The sequence below is a fragment of the Rhizobium leguminosarum genome, assembly GCF_001679785.1.
Classification (GTDB): domain Bacteria; phylum Pseudomonadota; class Alphaproteobacteria; order Rhizobiales; family Rhizobiaceae; genus Rhizobium; species Rhizobium leguminosarum_R.
Genome location: NZ_CP016286.1, coordinates 3,637,976 through 3,654,400 on the forward strand (window position 1 = coordinate 3,637,976; position 16,425 = coordinate 3,654,400).

General features: G+C 62.2%; 18 protein-coding genes. 8 read left to right on the plus strand and 10 right to left on the minus strand.

The window, feature by feature from the left end; all coding sequences use genetic code 11:
* Nucleotides 1-127 precede the first annotated feature (127 nt).
* On the plus strand, nt 128-2,779 hold the full coding sequence (locus BA011_RS17835) for a TIGR02302 family protein (RefSeq protein WP_065281430.1): 2,652 nt from the start codon (nt 128-130) through the stop codon (nt 2,777-2,779).
* Nucleotides 2,780-2,921: 142 nt separating this feature from the next.
* On the opposite strand, the gene BA011_RS17840 is transcribed toward BA011_RS17835, so the two are convergent.
* From BA011_RS17840 to BA011_RS17850, 3 genes are all read right to left on the minus strand, one after another.
* Nucleotides 2,922-3,281 (minus strand): response regulator, encoded by a 360-nt coding sequence (locus tag BA011_RS17840; protein ID WP_003543311.1) that lies wholly within the window; start codon nt 3,279-3,281, stop codon nt 2,922-2,924.
* Nucleotides 3,282-3,397: 116 nt separating this feature from the next.
* The gene (gene hpt, locus BA011_RS17845) at nt 3,398-3,940 is read right to left on the minus strand and encodes a hypoxanthine phosphoribosyltransferase (RefSeq protein WP_003567049.1); all 543 of its coding nucleotides are present in this window, start codon (nt 3,938-3,940) and stop codon (nt 3,398-3,400) included.
* A 127-nt stretch (nt 3,941-4,067) separates the two neighbouring features.
* A complete protein-coding gene (locus BA011_RS17850) occupies nt 4,068-4,727 on the minus strand; it encodes a hypothetical protein (protein ID WP_065282586.1) in 660 nt (219 codons plus the stop codon).
* A gap of 205 nt (nt 4,728-4,932) precedes the next feature.
* Between BA011_RS17850 and ftsE the strand changes: the two genes are divergently transcribed.
* The 4 genes from ftsE (at nt 4,933) to BA011_RS17870 (ending at nt 8,267) form a co-directional block, all read left to right on the plus strand.
* Entirely contained in the window at nt 4,933-5,592 is a 660-nt protein-coding gene (gene ftsE, locus BA011_RS17855; RefSeq protein WP_065281431.1) for a cell division ATP-binding protein FtsE, read from the plus strand.
* Nucleotides 5,585-6,598, plus strand: coding sequence for a cell division protein FtsX (locus BA011_RS17860; RefSeq protein ID WP_017962297.1), 1,014 nt, complete (start codon nt 5,585-5,587; stop codon nt 6,596-6,598). Before ftsE ends, BA011_RS17860 begins: the two co-directional genes overlap by 8 nt.
* A gap of 73 nt (nt 6,599-6,671) precedes the next feature.
* Complete coding sequence (locus tag BA011_RS17865; RefSeq protein WP_151343494.1) at nt 6,672-7,382, plus strand: YdcF family protein; 711 nt, start codon at nt 6,672-6,674, stop codon at nt 7,380-7,382.
* An 87-nt stretch (nt 7,383-7,469) separates the two neighbouring features.
* Complete coding sequence (locus BA011_RS17870) at nt 7,470-8,267, plus strand: lysophospholipid acyltransferase family protein (RefSeq protein ID WP_065281433.1); 798 nt, start codon at nt 7,470-7,472, stop codon at nt 8,265-8,267.
* A gap of 2 nt (nt 8,268-8,269) precedes the next feature.
* Here BA011_RS17870 and BA011_RS17875 read toward each other — a convergent pair whose 3' ends face one another.
* A complete protein-coding gene (locus tag BA011_RS17875; protein ID WP_026158908.1) occupies nt 8,270-8,800 on the minus strand; it encodes a gamma-glutamylcyclotransferase in 531 nt (176 codons plus the stop codon).
* 50 nt (nt 8,801-8,850) lie between these two features.
* Here BA011_RS17875 and BA011_RS17880 point away from each other — a divergent pair, with 50 nt between their 5' ends.
* Nucleotides 8,851-9,867: a DUF2125 domain-containing protein gene (locus BA011_RS17880; protein ID WP_065281434.1), complete on the plus strand. Its 1,017-nt coding sequence runs from the start codon at nt 8,851-8,853 to the stop codon at nt 9,865-9,867.
* 102 nt (nt 9,868-9,969) lie between these two features.
* Here the strand turns inward: BA011_RS17880 and BA011_RS17885 are convergent, their stop codons facing one another.
* The 4 genes from BA011_RS17885 to BA011_RS17900 all read right to left on the minus strand — a co-directional run bounded on the left by BA011_RS17885 (nt 9,970) and on the right by BA011_RS17900 (nt 13,328).
* On the minus strand, nt 9,970-10,389 hold the full coding sequence (locus tag BA011_RS17885; RefSeq protein ID WP_065281435.1) for a GNAT family N-acetyltransferase: 420 nt from the start codon (nt 10,387-10,389) through the stop codon (nt 9,970-9,972).
* Between the two features lie 9 nt (nt 10,390-10,398).
* Nucleotides 10,399-11,322 carry a prephenate/arogenate dehydrogenase family protein gene (locus tag BA011_RS17890; protein ID WP_065281436.1) on the minus strand — a complete coding sequence of 308 codons (924 nt, stop codon included), beginning with the start codon at nt 11,320-11,322 and terminating at the stop codon, nt 10,399-10,401.
* A complete protein-coding gene (gene hisC, locus BA011_RS17895; RefSeq protein WP_186806452.1) occupies nt 11,319-12,416 on the minus strand; it encodes a histidinol-phosphate transaminase in 1,098 nt (365 codons plus the stop codon). Before hisC ends, BA011_RS17890 begins: the two co-directional genes overlap by 4 nt.
* Before the next feature lie 135 nt (nt 12,417-12,551).
* A complete protein-coding gene (locus BA011_RS17900; protein ID WP_065281438.1) occupies nt 12,552-13,328 on the minus strand; it encodes a class I SAM-dependent methyltransferase in 777 nt (258 codons plus the stop codon).
* A gap of 53 nt (nt 13,329-13,381) precedes the next feature.
* Between BA011_RS17900 and gloB the strand changes: the two genes are divergently transcribed.
* Nucleotides 13,382-14,152 carry a hydroxyacylglutathione hydrolase gene (gloB, locus tag BA011_RS17905; protein WP_065281439.1) on the plus strand — a complete coding sequence of 257 codons (771 nt, stop codon included), beginning with the start codon at nt 13,382-13,384 and terminating at the stop codon, nt 14,150-14,152.
* Entirely contained in the window at nt 14,152-14,574 is a 423-nt protein-coding gene (locus tag BA011_RS17910) for a cupin domain-containing protein (RefSeq protein ID WP_017962307.1), read from the plus strand. Before gloB ends, BA011_RS17910 begins: the two co-directional genes overlap by 1 nt.
* A gap of 54 nt (nt 14,575-14,628) precedes the next feature.
* On the opposite strand, the gene BA011_RS17915 is transcribed toward BA011_RS17910, so the two are convergent.
* Both BA011_RS17915 and BA011_RS17920 read right to left on the minus strand, forming a co-directional pair.
* Entirely contained in the window at nt 14,629-15,522 is an 894-nt protein-coding gene (locus tag BA011_RS17915; RefSeq protein WP_065281440.1) for a DMT family transporter, read from the minus strand.
* 32 nt (nt 15,523-15,554) lie between these two features.
* Nucleotides 15,555-16,337 carry a DUF3108 domain-containing protein gene (locus tag BA011_RS17920; RefSeq protein ID WP_065281441.1) on the minus strand — a complete coding sequence of 261 codons (783 nt, stop codon included), beginning with the start codon at nt 16,335-16,337 and terminating at the stop codon, nt 15,555-15,557.
* Nucleotides 16,338-16,425: the final 88 nt, after the last annotated feature.

The window sequence follows — 16,425 nt, forward strand, 5'->3', positions numbered from 1 at the left end:
GGTAATACCGGTCGCTCGCCCTCGCCTTCGCCACAAAGAGTGTTATCCTTTCGTTCATGAGCGTATTGCCCTGCAATCGCCGGAAGCGCCCTCTGTTCCAGAACGCCAGATCGCGGAGACCGGACCGATGACAAGCCCCTCTCGGCAGAAGAAAGGTGCATTTGCGTTCCGTCCCTCGCTTGCCCGGCTGGTGACGACGAAACGCCTGCTGGCGCGCATCGTGCTCTTTTTCGAGCAGCTGCTGCCGCCTTTGATGCCGGTCCTATCCGTCATCGCCTTTTATCTCTGCGCTTCCTGGTTCGGCCTCTTCCGCAGCGTGCCGGACTGGCTGCGCATCCTGCTGCTGATTGCCTTTGCCGCCGCTTTTCTCGTCTCGCTCCTCCCCTTCCGCACCCTTCGCTGGCCGAGGGTCGCAGAAGCCGACCGCATGCTGGAAGAGCGCAACGGCCTGCCGCACCAGCCGGTCACCGTCCAGGAAGACGAGCCGGCCTTCGATACCCCCTTCGGCCGGGCGCTCTGGCGCGAGCACCAGACGCGCATGGCCGAAAAGATCGCAGCGCTCGATGCCGGACTGCCGCGGCCTGATATTGCCCCGCATGACCGTTTCGCGCTGCGCGCCGTCCCGGCGCTGCTGCTTGTCACTGCCTTCGGTTATTCGCTGTCGATCAACGGCGGCTCGATCCGCGACGCGTTGCAGGCAGCACCAGAGCAGGTGGTCAGCGATCCGGCGGTGCGCATCGACGCCTGGGTGACGCCGCCTTCCTATACCGGCCGCGCCCCGATTTACCTGACGGCTGACGGCAGCGAGCAGGCGCCGATCGGCATTCCGCAGTTTTCAGGCCTCACTGTGCGCGTCAGCGGCGGAAAGACGGCGGAAAAAGTCGTGTTCCGCAAGGCGAACGGCGAGGCGCAGGATATCGCCGTGCAGGCCGATACCAAGCCGCAGCAGACGGCAGCATCTAGCAGTGAGCAGCCGACGGCGGCACCGGCCAGCCAGGCTCTCGTCGCGCAGACGCATATGATGAAGCTCCAGGAGAACGGTGCACTCGAGGTCAACGGCCGCCGCTGGAGCTTCGACGTTCTCCCCGATAAGGCGCCGGAGATTGCCTTCGACGGCCTGCCGAAGCCCAGCGTCAACGGAGCACTCGAAATCGGTTTCACCGTCAAGGACGATTACGGCGTCCAAGAGGCGCATGCGGAGATCGTTCCCGTCGAAATAGACCCGACGGCAACGCCGCTCTATCCGCTGCCGGAGTACCGGCTGGATATCCCCCGCCGCAACGCCCGCGATGCCAAAGGCGTGACCAGCCGGAACCTGACCGAACATCCGCTTGCCGGTAAGCGCGTACGCGTCACGCTGGTCGCCAAGGATGCCGCCGGCCAGACCGGCCGCAGCCCGCCGCATGAGATGGTGCTGCCGTCGCGGCCCTTCAACGAGCCGCTTGCCGCGGCCGTCGCCGAGGAGCGGCAGGTTTTTGCGCTCGATACCCGCAAGATGCCGCAGGCGATCGCCCTGAACGAGGCACTGACCATCCGTCCCGAAGAGACGATCCCCAAGCTCACCAACTACCTGCTGCTCGAATCCGCCTTGGCGCGCATGAAGCTCGCAAGGGGCGACGATGCGCTGAAGGATACGGCCCAATATCTCTGGGAGATCGCCCTCGGTATGGAGGACGGCGATCTTTCGCTCGCCGAGCGCAAGCTGCGCGAAGCTCAGCAGAAGCTTGCCGACGCGTTGGACCGCAACGCTCCGGACGCGGAGATCAAGAAGCTGATGGACGAGCTGCGCAAGGCGATGCAGGACTATATGACCGAGCTTGCAGAGCGCATGCAGAACGCGCCGATGCAGCCGAACCAGAATGCGCAGAATATCCTTCGTCAGCAGGATCTGGAACGGATGATGGACCAGATCGAGAATCTCGCCCGCTCCGGCAATCGTGACGCGGCCCAGCAGATGCTGTCGGAATTGCAGCGGATGATGAACAACCTGCAGGCGGGCCGCCCGCAGCGCGGTCAGCAGGGCCAGGAAAACAGCGAAGCCCGCAAACAGATCGACAAGCTCGGCGAGATCCTGCGCGACCAGCAGAAGCTGATGGAACAGACCTTCCGGTTAGACCAGCAGCTCAGGGACCGCATGCAGCGCGGCGAGAATGACATGGGCGAAAACGATCCGCTGCTCGACGATATGAATCCCGGAGAGAACGGCGAGCCACAGGACCAGCAGCAGGGCCAGCAAGGCAAGGAAGGCCAGCAGCCCTCCGACCAGATGACGGCCGAGCAGCTGCGCGAGGCGCTGAAACAGCTGCGCGCCCAGCAGGATGCGCTCGGCAAGCAGCTCGGCGAATTGCAGAAGAGCCTTGGCGAGATGGGCATGAAGCCTGGCCCGGGCTTTGGCCAGGCGCAGCGCGAAATGGAAGGCGCCGGCCGTGAACTCGGCCAGGGCCGCGGCCAACCGGCCGTTGAGGGCCAGGGCCGCGCGTTGGAAGCGCTTCGCCAGGGCGCCCGCGACATGATGAACCAGATGATGCAGGCGCAGCAGGGCCAGCAAGGTCAAGGCCCGAACGGCCAGGTGGGTCAAGGAGACCAGAACGGCCGCGACCCGCTCGGCCGGCCACGCCGGACCCAGGGACCTGAGTTCGGCGATAACGTGAAGGTGCCTGACGAAATCGACGTTCAGCGGGCGCGAGAAATTCTCGACGCGATTCGCGAGAAACTCGGCAACAATCCACCGCAGGAAATGGAACGGCGCTATCTCGAGCGGCTGCTGGACATCCACTAACCTGCGTCGCCACCGCACAATAGATCGCAGTCGCTCCAACAGAATGACTTTAGGCCGGATCGGCCTAAAGTCTAAATCCGGATCTCAATCGAGGAAGATGAGCCGCATGTCGTCCGAAAACCGCTCACAGCTTTCGGCATCTCTAAGCGACGAGCGCCCGGGCGACTGCCTTGCGGATATCGGGAAGGGCGAATGGCTTGGCGACGACATCGATGATCTTTTCGGCAAGATCGTCGGCTCGTTCGCGCTGTTCGGCATAACCGGTCATCAGCAGGATCTTCAGACCCGGAAAAGCGTCTTTTGCCTGATGGGCAAGCTCAATGCCGTCCATCACGGGCATGCGTATATCTGAAAGCAGCAGATCGTAGACCCCGTCCTTGAGCTTCTCCAGGCCCTCGGCCCCGTCGGCCGCTTCATCGGTCTCGTGGCCATCAAGCCGCAGGGCCCGGGCTACGAAGGACCGCAGGGAGTCCTCGTCTTCCGTAATCAGAATTCTTGCCATATGTGCATCGCTCCGTATCAGCCCCGCGACGGAAATCACCAGACTTTCCTTTTCGATCGGTAAAGATGAGGAAGCGATGGACGAGATGGTTAACAACCCGTCTCGAAGGCAACAGCTCAGGCGTCCCCGGTCACCACGCCGACGAAGGGCAGTTCGCGAAAGGCATAGGCGACATCCATGCCGTAGCCGACGACAAAATAGTCGGGGCATTCGAAGCCGACATAATCAGCCTCCAGCTTTTCCTTGCGCTTGACGCGCTTATCGAGCAGCACGGCGATCGTGACGTTGCGCGCGCCACGTTCGAAGAGCAGCTCCTTGGCAAAGAGCAGCGTCCGGCCGGATTCGAGGATATCATCGATCAGCAGGACGTCGCGGCCATGCACGTCGCTGTCTATGTCCTTGACGATGCGAACGCCCTGCGAAACCGTGCCGATGCCGTAACTCGACAGCGTGATGAACTCGACCTCCGGGGCAAGCCCGCTATCATGCAGGGCGCGAATCAGGTCGGCGGCGAAGATGAAGGAACCCTTCAGCACGGCGATGACGAGCAGGTCCTTGGTCGGACCATTGGCGATCTCCCGCGCCATCGAATGATTGCGCTCGGCGATCTGCTCGGCAGTGAAGAGCGGCTCGATGTTTTTTCCGCGCACGACAGGCATAAGGGCTTGCTCCATGAAAAGAAGGGTAAGCCGTTAGCACATATGCGAGCCTGAAACAGCCTCGCCGGCTACGAAATTAACGCGATTGGCGCGACCTGCGACGCGAAAATCGGCAATCCATGTCCGGTTACGTCTGTGGCAGGAAGGAAAGCCGGACTTCCGGCATTTTTCCGCCGGCATGCTGGACACGAGCCGAGAAGCCCCGGCTCTGGCCGCCATAGATCACATCGGCGGGCGGGTTGATGACGATGCTTGCGGTCAGCCGTTCGTCGGTCACGAGATCGGCACGGATCGGATGCACCGTCTGCGTCGTGCCGCTCTCGTTTTCGATGATGCCGTTGATGACGAGCACGCGCATGCCGTTCGCATCGCGCGGCGTCACCGTGACATGGGTGAAATGCAGCGACGCTCCGGAACTGGTTCGCTCGCCGGAAAGGCCGGAGAAGCCACCCGCAAGTCCGAAGACGAGCACGACCAGCGCCAGCACCAGCGCTGCGAAACTCCGCATCGACGCGCGCTGCAGCCAGGATTCCACGGTCTGCAGAACGGAAGCAGCCATTGCCGGCATGCGCGGCGGCGGTGCGGCGTGTGTCGCAGCCATGCGCTTGCGGTTGTCGTTATAGGTCCTTGCACTGAATTCCCTGGGCCGCACTTTGCCGAGGGTAACGAATTCGGCGTCGGAGATATCGGCAGGGCGCGCCGGGCGGTACTGGCGGTTGGCGGGTTCCGGCGGCAGGAAATCATAGGCCTGGCCCGGCGTCCGGCGACTGAAGAAGGATGCTTCCATGGTGGCTGCCTCGCAGATGTCCACATGGTTTCGTTGCCAGGAGAAATCTGGCATTGAAACGAATCCTGCTCAGTCGTAAATTTTAATGGTTAATGCTTCGCAAAGATCGCCATCAAACGGGCGTCTTTCCAGCAAAATTTACCGGCTGTTAACGGTGTTGGTTAACAAGTCGTGCGGTGAAACCCACAACAGACTGAGCTGCCCGTTGATCCACTTCGAGAATGTCGGTTTGCGATATGGCATGGGCCCGGAAATCCTCCGGGACCTGACTTTTGACATTCCGAAGAAATCCTTTCAGTTCCTGACGGGTCCATCGGGCGCCGGCAAGACGTCGCTGCTGCGGATGCTTTTCATGTCGCTGCAGCCGACGCGCGGCCTGATCCGCATGTTCGGGCGCGACATTTCCGAAATCCCCCGCCCCGAACTGCCGCTTTTGCGCCGCCGCGTCGGCATCGTCTTCCAGGATTTCCGCCTCCTTGACCATCTCACCACCTATGAGAATGTCGCTTTGCCCTTGCGGGTGCGTGGCAAGGATGAGAGCTCCTACAAGACCGACGTCCTCGAACTTTTGAAATGGGTCGGCCTCGGCGAACGCATCAACGTGCTGCCGCCCGTACTCTCCGGCGGCGAGAAGCAGCGCGCGGCAATCGCCCGGGCGCTGATGGATCGGCCGGAAGTGCTGCTGGCCGACGAGCCGACCGGCAATGTCGACCCGCCGATGGCCAGGCGCCTGCTCAACCTTTTCCTCGAGCTGAACCGCCTCGGCACGGCAGTCGTGATCGCCACCCATGATCTGGCGCTGATGGAGCAGGTGGAAGCCCGCCGCATGATCCTCTCAGAGGGGCATCTCGATATTTATGACTGAGCCCCCGTCCAGAAACCCCGAGAAGGCGTCTGCCAAGACCCAGCAGAAGCGGCCGGAATTGCGCGTGCGCCCGACCGCGCCGATCCTGCCGCCTTCCAACATCCAGGGCAGCGCCTTGATGGTGGTGATATCGATCATGGCCTTTCTCGCCTGCCTGACGCTCGGCGGCGTCAGCATGGTGCGCTCGACGGCGGCAAGCTGGGAGAGCCAGATCTCCCGCGAGATCACCATTCAGATCAAGCCGGACGACAATCTCGACATGGAAAAGGCGCTGGCCCAGGCGCGCGACCTGGCGCTGACCTTCGTCGGCACCAAGAGCGGCCAGATCGTCGACGAGGCGGCGACCGCTCGCCTGCTCGAACCGTGGCTCGGCCCGGGTCTCGATCTCAAGGATCTGCCCGTTCCCCGTCTCGTCATCATCACCATCGACGAGAGCAATCCGCCGGATTTCGGTTCGATGCGGGCGCTGCTGAAGGACAGTATCCCGCAGGCCACCCTCGACGATCACCGCACCTGGGTCGACCGGCTGGTGTCCATGGCGCACACGACGGTCATGATCGGCACCGGCATCCTGCTCCTGGTTTTCACCGCAATGGTGCTCACCGTCGTCTTCGCCACGCGCGGCGCGTTGTCGGGCAACCGTCACGTTGTCGAAGTGCTGCATTTCGTCGGCGCCGAAAGCTCCTTCGTCGCCACTGAATTCCAGAAGCATTTCCTGAAGATCAGCCTCAAAGGCTCGGCGATCGGCAGCGCGCTTGCCGCTCTCTTCTTCGCCACCGCCGGTTTCTGGCAAAGCCGCACCCTTGCCACTCCGGAAACGGACCAGGCGACCGCGCTCTTCGGCACCTTCTCCGTCGGTGTGCTCGGTTATGCCGGCATCTTCGCAACGATGATCGTCATCGCGCTCCTGACCACCTTCACCGCGCGGCTGACCGTCATGCGGACGATCTACGAAATCGATACGCTACGCTCGGACCCGACGCGCACCGACGGCATCGGAAGTTGATCGTGACCGTGCCGTTTTGCCATGAAAGCGTCTGTTCCGCGCCGCAATCAGCGTATAATCACGATTCATGACGATGGGACACACGACACCCAACCCGATTCATCAGGACCCGGAGCTTGATCGCCCGACAGCTTTGCTGCCGCGGCGCGGGCCGATCCGCCGCCTGCTGCGCTGGGGCGGCTTTGCCTGCTTGCTGGCAATCGCCTTGGTATTCGGGGGGTTTTTGCGTTTTGCCGATTCCGTGACGACGCTGAAGCCCCCGGCCGAACCGAAGGCGGATGCCATCGTGGTGCTGACGGGTGGTTACCAGCGCATCGACCAGGCCGTGGAGCTGCTGCAGAAGGGTGCCGGCAAGCGCTTGCTCATTTCCGGCGCCCACCCGACGACGACGCCGGCACAGATCCGCAAGATGACGCAGGGTTCGGCCGATCTCTTCTCCTGCTGTGTCGATATCGGTTACGATGCGATCGACACGATCGGCAATGCCGAGGAAGCTTCGAACTGGATCCACGCCAAGGGATACCGCAGCGTTCTGATCGTCACCAACAACTACCACATGCCGCGAAGCCTCGCCGAGCTCTCTTATGTCGATCCCGACATCGAGTTCATCGCTTATCCCGTGGTCAACTCGGATTTGAAGAGCCGCAACTGGTTCACCGACCCGAATGCGATGCGCGTCATGCTGGCCGAATATGTGAAAGTGCTGCTGACCGGCGCCCGCAACATCACCGGCTTCGGCCGCCACACCGGGCTGCGCTCGGCAGGCGTATCCGCCACAGACTGAGCTTTTACATCAGGGCAGCATCAAACGCTTTTTATGACGGGCAATATCGTGTAGGCCGGTCGCGTGAGCATGCCTCGGGAAAGTTTCATGATCGCCCTGCGTTCCGTTCTCTTCAACACGATCTTCTATGCCAACCTCATCATCCGGATGATCGTGCTCTCGCCCTACTATTTCGTGGTGCCGCGCAAGATCGCCTATGCGATTCCGAAGAACTGGGCGCGTTCCAACCACTGGCTGATGCGGGTGATCGTCGGCACCACCTTCGAGATCGAGGGCCTAGAGAACCTGCCTGATGGCAGTTACATCCTGGCGCCGAAGCATCAGTCCTTCTGGGATACCTACGCACTGCTGCCTTGGCTGAAGGATCCGGTCTACATCCTGAAGCGCGAACTGATGTGGATTCCGCTCTTCGGCTGGTATGCGAAGAAACAGCGCATGATCCCGGTCGATCGCGGCGCCCGCGGCAAGGTGATGGTGGAAGTGTTGAAACGCACGAAGGAAGAGCTGTCGACCGGCCGCCAGCTCATCATCTATCCCGAGGGTACTCGCCGCCCGCCGGGCGCAGAACCGCTCTATAAATACGGCATCGCCCGCATGTACCGCGACCTTAACCTCCCCGTCGTGCCGGTCGCCATGCATCCCGGCCTCTTCTGGCCGCGGCGGAGCATTCGTCGTTATCCCGGCCATTTCAAGGTGAAGATCCTGCCGCCGATCGCGCCCGGAATGGATCCGGGCGCCTTTTTTGCCCATCTGATCGAGGTATCGGAGCGAGCAAGCGACGAGCTTCTGCTCGAAACCGTGGCGCAAAATCCGCATCTGCCGCTCCCGCCGACGGCCGTCGAAAGACTGGTCGAGCTGCGCAAGCTGAACGCGGCAACTGGCTGAGATCAGGCGGCGCGGAGCCGCTCCACTTCGTTGACGACCTGCTCCAGCCAATGGTCGCGAATGCCCATCTGCTTCAGATGCGTCAGCGTGTTGAAGACATAGGCGTCATTCGGACCAGACTGGCCTTTTGCTTCGTTCACCACGCGTGCCGCCGCAAGCGCATCGAGTGCGCCGGCATATTGCTCATGCTCGCGGTCGATGATGTAGGCGACCGCTTCCACCCGGCGCCGGCCGGCAAGCTGCAGCCGCACCCGGCGCTCCAGGTAGACATTGGTCACCAGCTCGCGGGCGCGGAGATAATCGATCACCTCATCCCATTTTTCAGGCGAAATTCGGAAAGCCATGCCGCGGCAGGCACCACCCCTGTCGAGGCCGAGAACCAGGCCCGGATTGTCGCGTGTGCCACGATGGACAAAGGAGCGGACGCAGAGCGAACGCCTGTAGCCATAGACCAGGGCCTCTGCCCGCTCCATGAACTCGAAGCCCGGATTCCACATCAGCGAACCGTAGCCAAATACCCAAAATTCGTCCATATCGCACGCCAGACCGGAATCACATTTGCGATTCACCATTGGAGAACATCATGGCAGCGTCAAGCCGATCCGGCAGCAGCCAATCAGGCAGCGGCAAGAAATTCTGGTTGCTGGGTGGAGGCGTCCTCCTGGCGATCGCGCTTTATACCGGCGGCTGGTTCTATGCGGCGTCGGCGTTGAAGACCACGGTGCTGAAGGCGATCGCGCCGCGCGATCAGGCAGGCGTCAGCGGTGAATGCTCCGATATCGAATTCCGCGGCTATCCCTTCCGTATCGGCCTGTTCTGCTCCAGGATCGACGTCGACGACAATGTCAACGGCGTCTCCGCCACCTTCGGCGCGCTGCGCTCGGCAGCGCAGGTCTATGCGCCCGGCGATATTGTCTGGGAACTCGATTCGCCGGCCGAAATCCGCACCAGCAACGGCCTTTCGATCTCGGCCCAATGGACGAACCTGCAGGCGAGCCTTGCGACCAGGCTGCAGGGCGTCGACCGCAGCTCGACCGTCATCGAGGGTCTGAAGGCGATGGCCGTCTCCTCCTACAGCGGCCAGACCATGAGCTTCGACGCCGCTCGCACCGAAATCCATCTGCGCCAGAACGGCGCCGATCTCGACGGAGCGATCTCCGTGCAGGACGCCAATACGGCGATCAAGGACTGGCCGCAGATCTTCCCGAAATTGTCTGCCAGCATCGACCTGACCGTCGCCGGCAAGGCCGGCCTGATCGACGGCAGTGACCGGAACGGCCTCAATGGTGCCACCGGCGACCTGCGCCGCATCGTCGCCGACATCGGCGACGGCAAGGTGATGACGCTCACCGGCCCCTTCTCCTTCGACGAGCAGGGCTTCCTCTCGGGAAAATTCAAGCTGGAGATCGAACAGCTCGGCCCGTGGGGGGACAGTCTGAAACAGGCCTTTCCGGATATCGCCTCGACCGTCAGCACGGCAACCAAGCTCTTGAAGGCGCTTGCCGGCGGCGGCGACAAAGTCTCCGTCGATCTCGTCGTCGATCGCGGCAATGCCACCGTCAGCGGTTTCATCCCGCTCGGCCGGATTCCGCCGATCTGATGCATCTCGCCCAAACGTGTCCAGTGGTTTTGGGACAACGGGATGCATAGGAAATGGAAAAGGCCTGAAGCGCGTCGCATGATTCATTCGACGCGATGCGCTTCAGGCGATGCGCTTGATGAAGAAGACTTCCGGCACCGATTGCAGGCCGGGCAGTTCGATCGCACCCGTTTCGGAAAATCCGTTGCGGCGATGCCAGTCCTGAGGCCGGCTTTCGTCGCATTCGCTCGACGTCATCAGCAGGCGGGCGCCGTCGTCGCGCATGGCGTCTTCCCAGGCGAGAAACAGCGCCGTTCCGACGCCCGACCGGCGGTGGCCGGACAGGACGCGGATCATTTCCATATAGGGAACCCTGCCCCAGAAGCGGGAGAAGCGCAGGAAGCCGACGATCTCGCCGGCCTCCCTGGCAACCAGATATTCGCCGAGCGCGACGCAGCGCGATACCCACGCTTCACCGGCGCTGGCATCCTCGCGCACCAGCCAGTCGATATCGGCCTGGCCAGCGCTTGCCACCTCAACCATCGCGGGCTGCTACTTCTTATCCAGCGCGTGGCGGCCGAAATCCGGCGCGTCGACATCCTGGCCGGCCTGGACGATCGAACGGCGGATGGCGCGTGTGCGGGTGAAGAGTTCGAAAATCTTGTCGCCCTCACCCCAGCGGATGGCGCGTTGCAGATAGGCGAGATCCTCCGAGAAACGCGCCAGCATTTCGAGGATCGCATCGCGATTATGCAGGCAGACGTCGCGCCACATCGTCGGGTCGGACGCAGCAAGGCGGGTGAAATCGCGAAAGCCCGAGGCGGAATATTTGATGACTTCCGATTCCGTCACCGTCTCCAGATCGTCGGCCGTACCGACGATATTGTAGGCGATGATATGCGGCAGGTGCGAGACGATGGCGAGCACCTTGTCGTGATGCTCGGCATCCATCTCGTCGACCTTCGAGCCCAGCGCTTCCCAGAAGCTGCGGAGCCGCTTTAACGCCACCTCATCGGTGCCGGCGACCGGCGTGAAAATGCACCAGCGGCCTTCGAAAAGGCCGGGAAAGCCGGCATCCGGCCCCGATTTCTCCGTACCTGCCAGCGGATGGCCGGGGATGAAGTGCACATTATCAGGCATATGCGGCAGCATCTGCGCGATGACCGAGGCCTTTGTCGAACCGACGTCGGTAACGATAGCCCCGGGCTTCAGGTTTGCCGAGATCTCCTTCGCCACACTTTCCGAAGCGCCGACCGGCACCGAGACGATCACCAGATCGGCACCCTTGACGGCATCCTGCGACGACGTCGTGTAGCGATCGCCGAGGCCGAGTTCTTCGGCGCGTTTCAGCGTATCGGGGCTGCGTGTGGCGACGACGATCTCCCTCGCAAGGCCAAGCCGCCTGATGTCATAGGCGAGCGAAGAGCCGATCAGGCCGATGCCGATCAGCGCGATACGATCGAACTGCACGCTCATGGCTGATGACCCATGAATTCGGTGAGCGCGGCAATCACGCCGCGATTGGCCTCCTCAGGCCCGATGCTCATGCGCAGCGCATTGGCGAAGCCATAACCGCGCACGGCGCGCAGGATGTAGCCTCGGCTCGTCAGCAAATCGTCGGCATCCGCAGCGCGCTTGCCGTCGATCTCGGGGAAATGGATGAGGACGAAATTGGCGACGGACGGCGTCACCTTCAGGCCGATCGCTTCGAGCGCCTGGGTCAGCGTCTCCACCCACATCTGGTTGAAGGAGACCGCCTGCTGGATGAAGGCCTGGTCGCGGATGGCGGCGGCGGCAGCGGCGATCGCCGGTGCGTTCAAGTTGAACGGCGCGCGCACGCGGTTCAGCGCGTCGACGATCTCGGCGGGCGCATACATCCAGCCGACGCGCAGCGCCGCGAGACCATAGGCCTTCGAGAAGGTGCGGGTCATCACCACATTGGCATTGGAGGACACGACCTCGATGCCGGCTTCATAATCGTTGCGGCGCACATATTCTGCATAGGCGGCATCGAGCACCAGGACGACATGTTTCGGCAGTCCGGCCTGCAGGCGGCGGATTTCGCTGACGGAAACATAGGTGCCTGTGGGATTGCCGGGATTGGCGATGAAGACGATCTTCGTCTTCTCCGTCACCGCGGCAAGGATCGCATCGACATCGACGGTATAGTCTTTCTCCTTGACGACGACAGGCGTGGCGCCCGCGCCCAGGATCTGGATCTTGTAGACGAGAAAGCCGTGCTCGGTGATGATGCCCTCGTCGCCGGCGCCGAGATAGACATGGCAGAGCAGGCCGAGCAACTCGTCGGAACCGTTGCCGCAGAGGATGTTTGCCGGATTGAGGCCGTGCACGGCGGCGATCGCCTCGCGCAGTTCGATCGCCTGCCCGTCGGGATAACGCCCCAGATTGTCGGCAACCGCCTTGAAGGCCTCGACTGCCTTCGGGCTGGCGCCGAGCGGCGTTTCGTTGGAGGAAAGCTTGTAGACGCGGGCGACGCCCGGCGCATGTTCCTTGCCCGGCACATAGGCTGCGATATCGAGAATACCGGGACGCGGAACGGGCTTGCTCATCTCAACGCTCATGGGTTCGACCTTGGAATTGCCGGAAATCCGGGCTGAAAAACACCAAGTGGCATTAAAGCGGAATGCGATTGTTGTCGAGAGCTATGGGCGTGACACAAGCAGTGGAGACCACCGGGAGCGACGTCATCTACTACGTGTGGTCGGCACGCCATGAGGCGCGAGAACCGGCACGAAGACACGGCGGGAGGCCCGTGCCGCAACCGGCAGCCCCTGATAGAGGCGCTTCTGCGCTTCGACGATGATGACGCCCGAGAAGGCCGGCCAAAGCGTTCGGCCGATCCGCTCGAAGGCGCGCCGCAGGCGCAGGATGGTTCTGAGCTTGGAGGGCGGGAAGAATAGCGCTTCAGCCGTCGCGCCCGGCGTGAAGTTCGTCTCGCGCAGCAGATTTGTCAACTGACCGCGGGAATAGGGCCGGCCCGAACCGAAGGGCGTATGCTCCATGCGTGCCCAGACGCCGCGCCGGTTCGGCACGACGATGACCAGCCGTCCGCCCGGCGCCAGCACCCGCCAGAGCTCCTTCAGCGTCTCACGCGGGCTTTCGGCGAATTCCAGCGAATGCACCATCAGCACCCGGTCGATCGAGGAATCCGGCAGCGGCAGTTCCTCGTCGAAAATCAGCGCCGTCGTCGAAAGCGAGCCCATCGGCCAGTTCACCGCGCCCTGCCCGGCCGGCATGAAGGCGAAGGTGCGCTCGGTATCGGCCTGGAAGCGATCGAGGAAGGGCACGGCATAACCGAGGCCGACCAGACGCTCCTGCGGCAGCCGCACCCAGAGCGAGGACAGCGCCATGGCGATCGACTGCTCGGCAAGACGTCCGAGCTCGGAATGATAAAACTGGCGTAAGTCGACGATATCGGCGTGCATTGCGATAAATGTTATCAGCGGGCGGTTGGACTTCAAGGCCGGAACCTCTACATTTCCGCGAGACTCCTGGGATAAGGGATTATTGAACGATGAAACCTTTGGAATTAGACGTTTTTCTCTGCCGCACCGACAATTTCGGCGTTCTCGTGCACGATCCGGAGACAGGCTTTACCGCGGCGATCGATGCACCGGAGGAGGCGCCGATCGTGGAAGCGGCGACACGTCGCGGCTGGAAAATCACCCATATCTTCACTACTCATCATCACACCGACCATGTCACCGCCAACCTGGCGCTGAAGGAGCAGTTCGGCTGCGAGATCATCGGCCCGATCAACGAGGCCGTCGCCATTCCTGGCCTCGATCGGGCGATGGCCGATGGCGACAGCTTCCTTTTCGGCGATCACACGGTCAACGTCATCGAAACGCCCGGCCACACCGCCGGCCACATCTGCTATCACTTTGTCGACGATAAGCTGCTGTTTGCCGCCGACACGCTGTTTGCGCTCGGCTGCGGCCGGCTGTTCGAACGCCCGGCCGCCGATATGTGGCATTCCCTCCAGAAACTCGCCGTGCTGCCCGATGAGACCGCCGTCTATTTCGGCCATGAATACACGTTGTCCAATGCCCGCTTCGCGCTGACCGTTGATCCCGACAATGAGCGCCTCAAGAGCCGTGCCGCCGAGATCGAGACCTTGCGCGCCGACGGCAAATTCACCATCCCGACGACATTGGGGCTGGAAAAGGAAACCAACCCGTTCCTGCGCGCCGCCGATCCGGCGATCCGCCGCAATCTGGTGATGGAAGGCAAGACGAACGAGGAAGTCTTTGCAGAGATCCGCAAGCGCAAGGACCATTTCTGATGTCGCCCGATGACATCATCCGCGAACTCGGCCTGCAGCCGCATCCCGAAGGTGGCTGGTACGTGCAGACATTCCGCGATACGGCGGGCGGAGAACGCGGCCATTCGACAGCGATCTATTATCTGCTGACCAGAGGGCAGCGTTCGCACTGGCATCGCGTCCATGATGCGGCCGAGGTCTGGCATTATTACGCCGGCGCGCCGCTCTCGCTGCACCGGTCGGAAGACGGAACGGCAAGCGAGACCCTGACGCTCGGAACGAATCTCCCTGCCGGCGAGCGGCCGCAGGCAATCATTCCCGCCAATTGGTGGCAATCGGCCGAAACCCTTGGCGATTTCAGCTTGGTCGGCTGCACCGTCTCGCCCGGCTTCGAATTTTCGAGCTTCGAGATGGCGCCACCCGATTGGAAGCCAGGCGGCTAGAGCATGATGCCGAAAAGTGTGAGCGGTTTTCGGGCGACATCATGCTCCAACTATCTAATTTAGAACAGCCGCAGACTGCGCCGGAGTTTTGCGGCGGAACATGTCCTGGGCGGCGAGCACCGCCCCGCCGGTGACGAGCAGGCAGGCGAGAGCAATGCGCCAGCTCGGCTCGGCAAATCCGAACAGCACCAGAATAAGCGTCGAAAGCAGAGGTGCTGCATAACTTGCCGCGCCGAGGATCTGGATATCGCCGTTCTTCACGCCGTAATCCCAGGCGTAGAAGGCGGCACCGACCGGAAAGAGCCCGAGCCCGGCAACGGCGACCCATTCGAAAACCGTTTCCGGCCAGACGGTCGTCTCAAGGCCGAGATGGCAGAAGAGCGACAGGATGGAGGTCGCAAGGCAGAAGCCGGTGACGACATCCGTGGAGACGGCGTCAAAACGCCGCGTCAGCAGCGAATAGCCGGACCATGTGAAGGCGCAGAGAAAGGCAGCACCGTAACCGACGGCATAGGCGCCGTCGAAATCAATGCCGTTGCGGCCGACGATCAGGAAGGTGCCGCAAAGTCCGGCAAGCGCACCTGCCACATGATACCAGCGCAGCCGTTCGCCCGGCAGCAGTGCCGAACCGACGACGATCAACAGCGGCCAGAGATAGGCGACCAGTCCCGCCTCCACCGCCGGCGCGTTCCGGAGCGCGGTAAAATAGAGGAAATGATAGCCGAACAGCCCCGCAATGCCTGTTATCCAGACCTTGGCCGGCTGCTTCAGCAGCGCCAGCCGCGAGGGATCGAGGGTAAGCACGACGAGGCCGGGAATGCTGCCGATCGCAAAGCAGACGGCCGAAAGCTGGAATGGCGGCATCTTGCCGGAGGCGGCCGTGAACAACGCCAGGAACGACCACATCAGAATGGCCGCAAAACCGATCAACGTCGCGCGAAGCTTCACCCGTCATCCCCTTCACGGAGGCAGAAGCCCCGTCAGCTGTTGCTGCCGTATTTGACGGCAGTAATCGTCACCATTCCATATTCGGTTGGAATGCGCACATAGACAGGAGCGTATACATTTGCCGCGTCCGACTTGGCAAACCAGATCTCCATGCGGTTGCTCTTGCTGAGATAGTCGATGTCCTTGCGGCCCTTCTTGTAACCCGAGCGCGGCACGAAGCGCACACCGCAGACGATCGCCTTGCCCTTGAAGCCATTGGTGGAAAAATCCTCGTCGCCCTTCGGCGACAGCACTAGATCCATGCGCGTCTCGCCGTCGAAGATCGGCAGCGTCTGCGAGCAGACCTTGGTATCGCCGGTGAAGACCAGGCCGGAGATCGGATCGAGCACCGAGCGCATGTCGCGCGGCGTGACGTCGATCCAGTTCTTCGGACGCTTCGGCATCGGTGTCGTCGTCGCCGAGATGATGTTGCCGTTGCGGTAGCTGACCTCGTAGACGCGGGCCTTCCTCTTGCCGCTCTTGTAGTAGAGAGAGTATTTTTGCGCCTGCAATCTGTCATTGCGCACGACGCCGGTGACGCTGGTCTTGGCCGAAATCGTCGTGACGAGATCGGCAAGACCGGCAGAATTGATGTCGCCGGCGATCTTGTAGCTGTGATCGTCCTCGATCTGCGTCAGAAACGCGGCGCGCGCGATCGGCAGGCCGGCGAGCGCCACCCGGTATTCCGTCCGATGCTGAATTTCGGCCGCCGATGCCGGTATGGCAAGAAGTGCGGCGATGGCCGAAATGAAAATCCGTCTGCCCGAATGAGCCATGGAAAAAGCCTTGTCTTGCTGCGCGCTGGCAGCCCCTTGCTGAGCGCTCTATACTCCTGCCGCGAAGGGAAGAAAACAGCAGCTTTTT

Coding starts and splice junctions, on each gene's coding strand:
- BA011_RS17835 (WP_065281430.1), top strand. CDS start 128: ATGACAAGCCCCTCTCGGCAGAAGAAAGGTGCATTTGCGTTCCGTCCC.
- BA011_RS17840 (WP_003543311.1), bottom strand. CDS start 3,281: ATGGCAAGAATTCTGATTACGGAAGACGAGGACTCCCTGCGGTCCTTC.
- hpt (WP_003567049.1), bottom strand. CDS start 3,940: ATGCCTGTCGTGCGCGGAAAAAACATCGAGCCGCTCTTCACTGCCGAG.
- BA011_RS17850 (WP_065282586.1), bottom strand. CDS start 4,727: ATGGAAGCATCCTTCTTCAGTCGCCGGACGCCGGGCCAGGCCTATGAT.
- BA011_RS17860 (WP_017962297.1), top strand. CDS start 5,585: ATGACTGAGCCCCCGTCCAGAAACCCCGAGAAGGCGTCTGCCAAGACC.
- BA011_RS17865 (WP_151343494.1), top strand. CDS start 6,672: ATGGGACACACGACACCCAACCCGATTCATCAGGACCCGGAGCTTGAT.
- BA011_RS17870 (WP_065281433.1), top strand. CDS start 7,470: ATGATCGCCCTGCGTTCCGTTCTCTTCAACACGATCTTCTATGCCAAC.
- BA011_RS17875 (WP_026158908.1), bottom strand. CDS start 8,800: ATGGACGAATTTTGGGTATTTGGCTACGGTTCGCTGATGTGGAATCCG.
- BA011_RS17880 (WP_065281434.1), top strand. CDS start 8,851: ATGGCAGCGTCAAGCCGATCCGGCAGCAGCCAATCAGGCAGCGGCAAG.
- BA011_RS17885 (WP_065281435.1), bottom strand. CDS start 10,389: ATGGTTGAGGTGGCAAGCGCTGGCCAGGCCGATATCGACTGGCTGGTG.
- BA011_RS17890 (WP_065281436.1), bottom strand. CDS start 11,322: ATGAGCGTGCAGTTCGATCGTATCGCGCTGATCGGCATCGGCCTGATC.
- hisC (WP_186806452.1), bottom strand. CDS start 12,416: ATGAGCAAGCCCGTTCCGCGTCCCGGTATTCTCGATATCGCAGCCTAT.
- gloB (WP_065281439.1), top strand. CDS start 13,382: ATGAAACCTTTGGAATTAGACGTTTTTCTCTGCCGCACCGACAATTTC.
- BA011_RS17910 (WP_017962307.1), top strand. CDS start 14,152: ATGTCGCCCGATGACATCATCCGCGAACTCGGCCTGCAGCCGCATCCC.
- BA011_RS17920 (WP_065281441.1), bottom strand. CDS start 16,337: ATGGCTCATTCGGGCAGACGGATTTTCATTTCGGCCATCGCCGCACTT.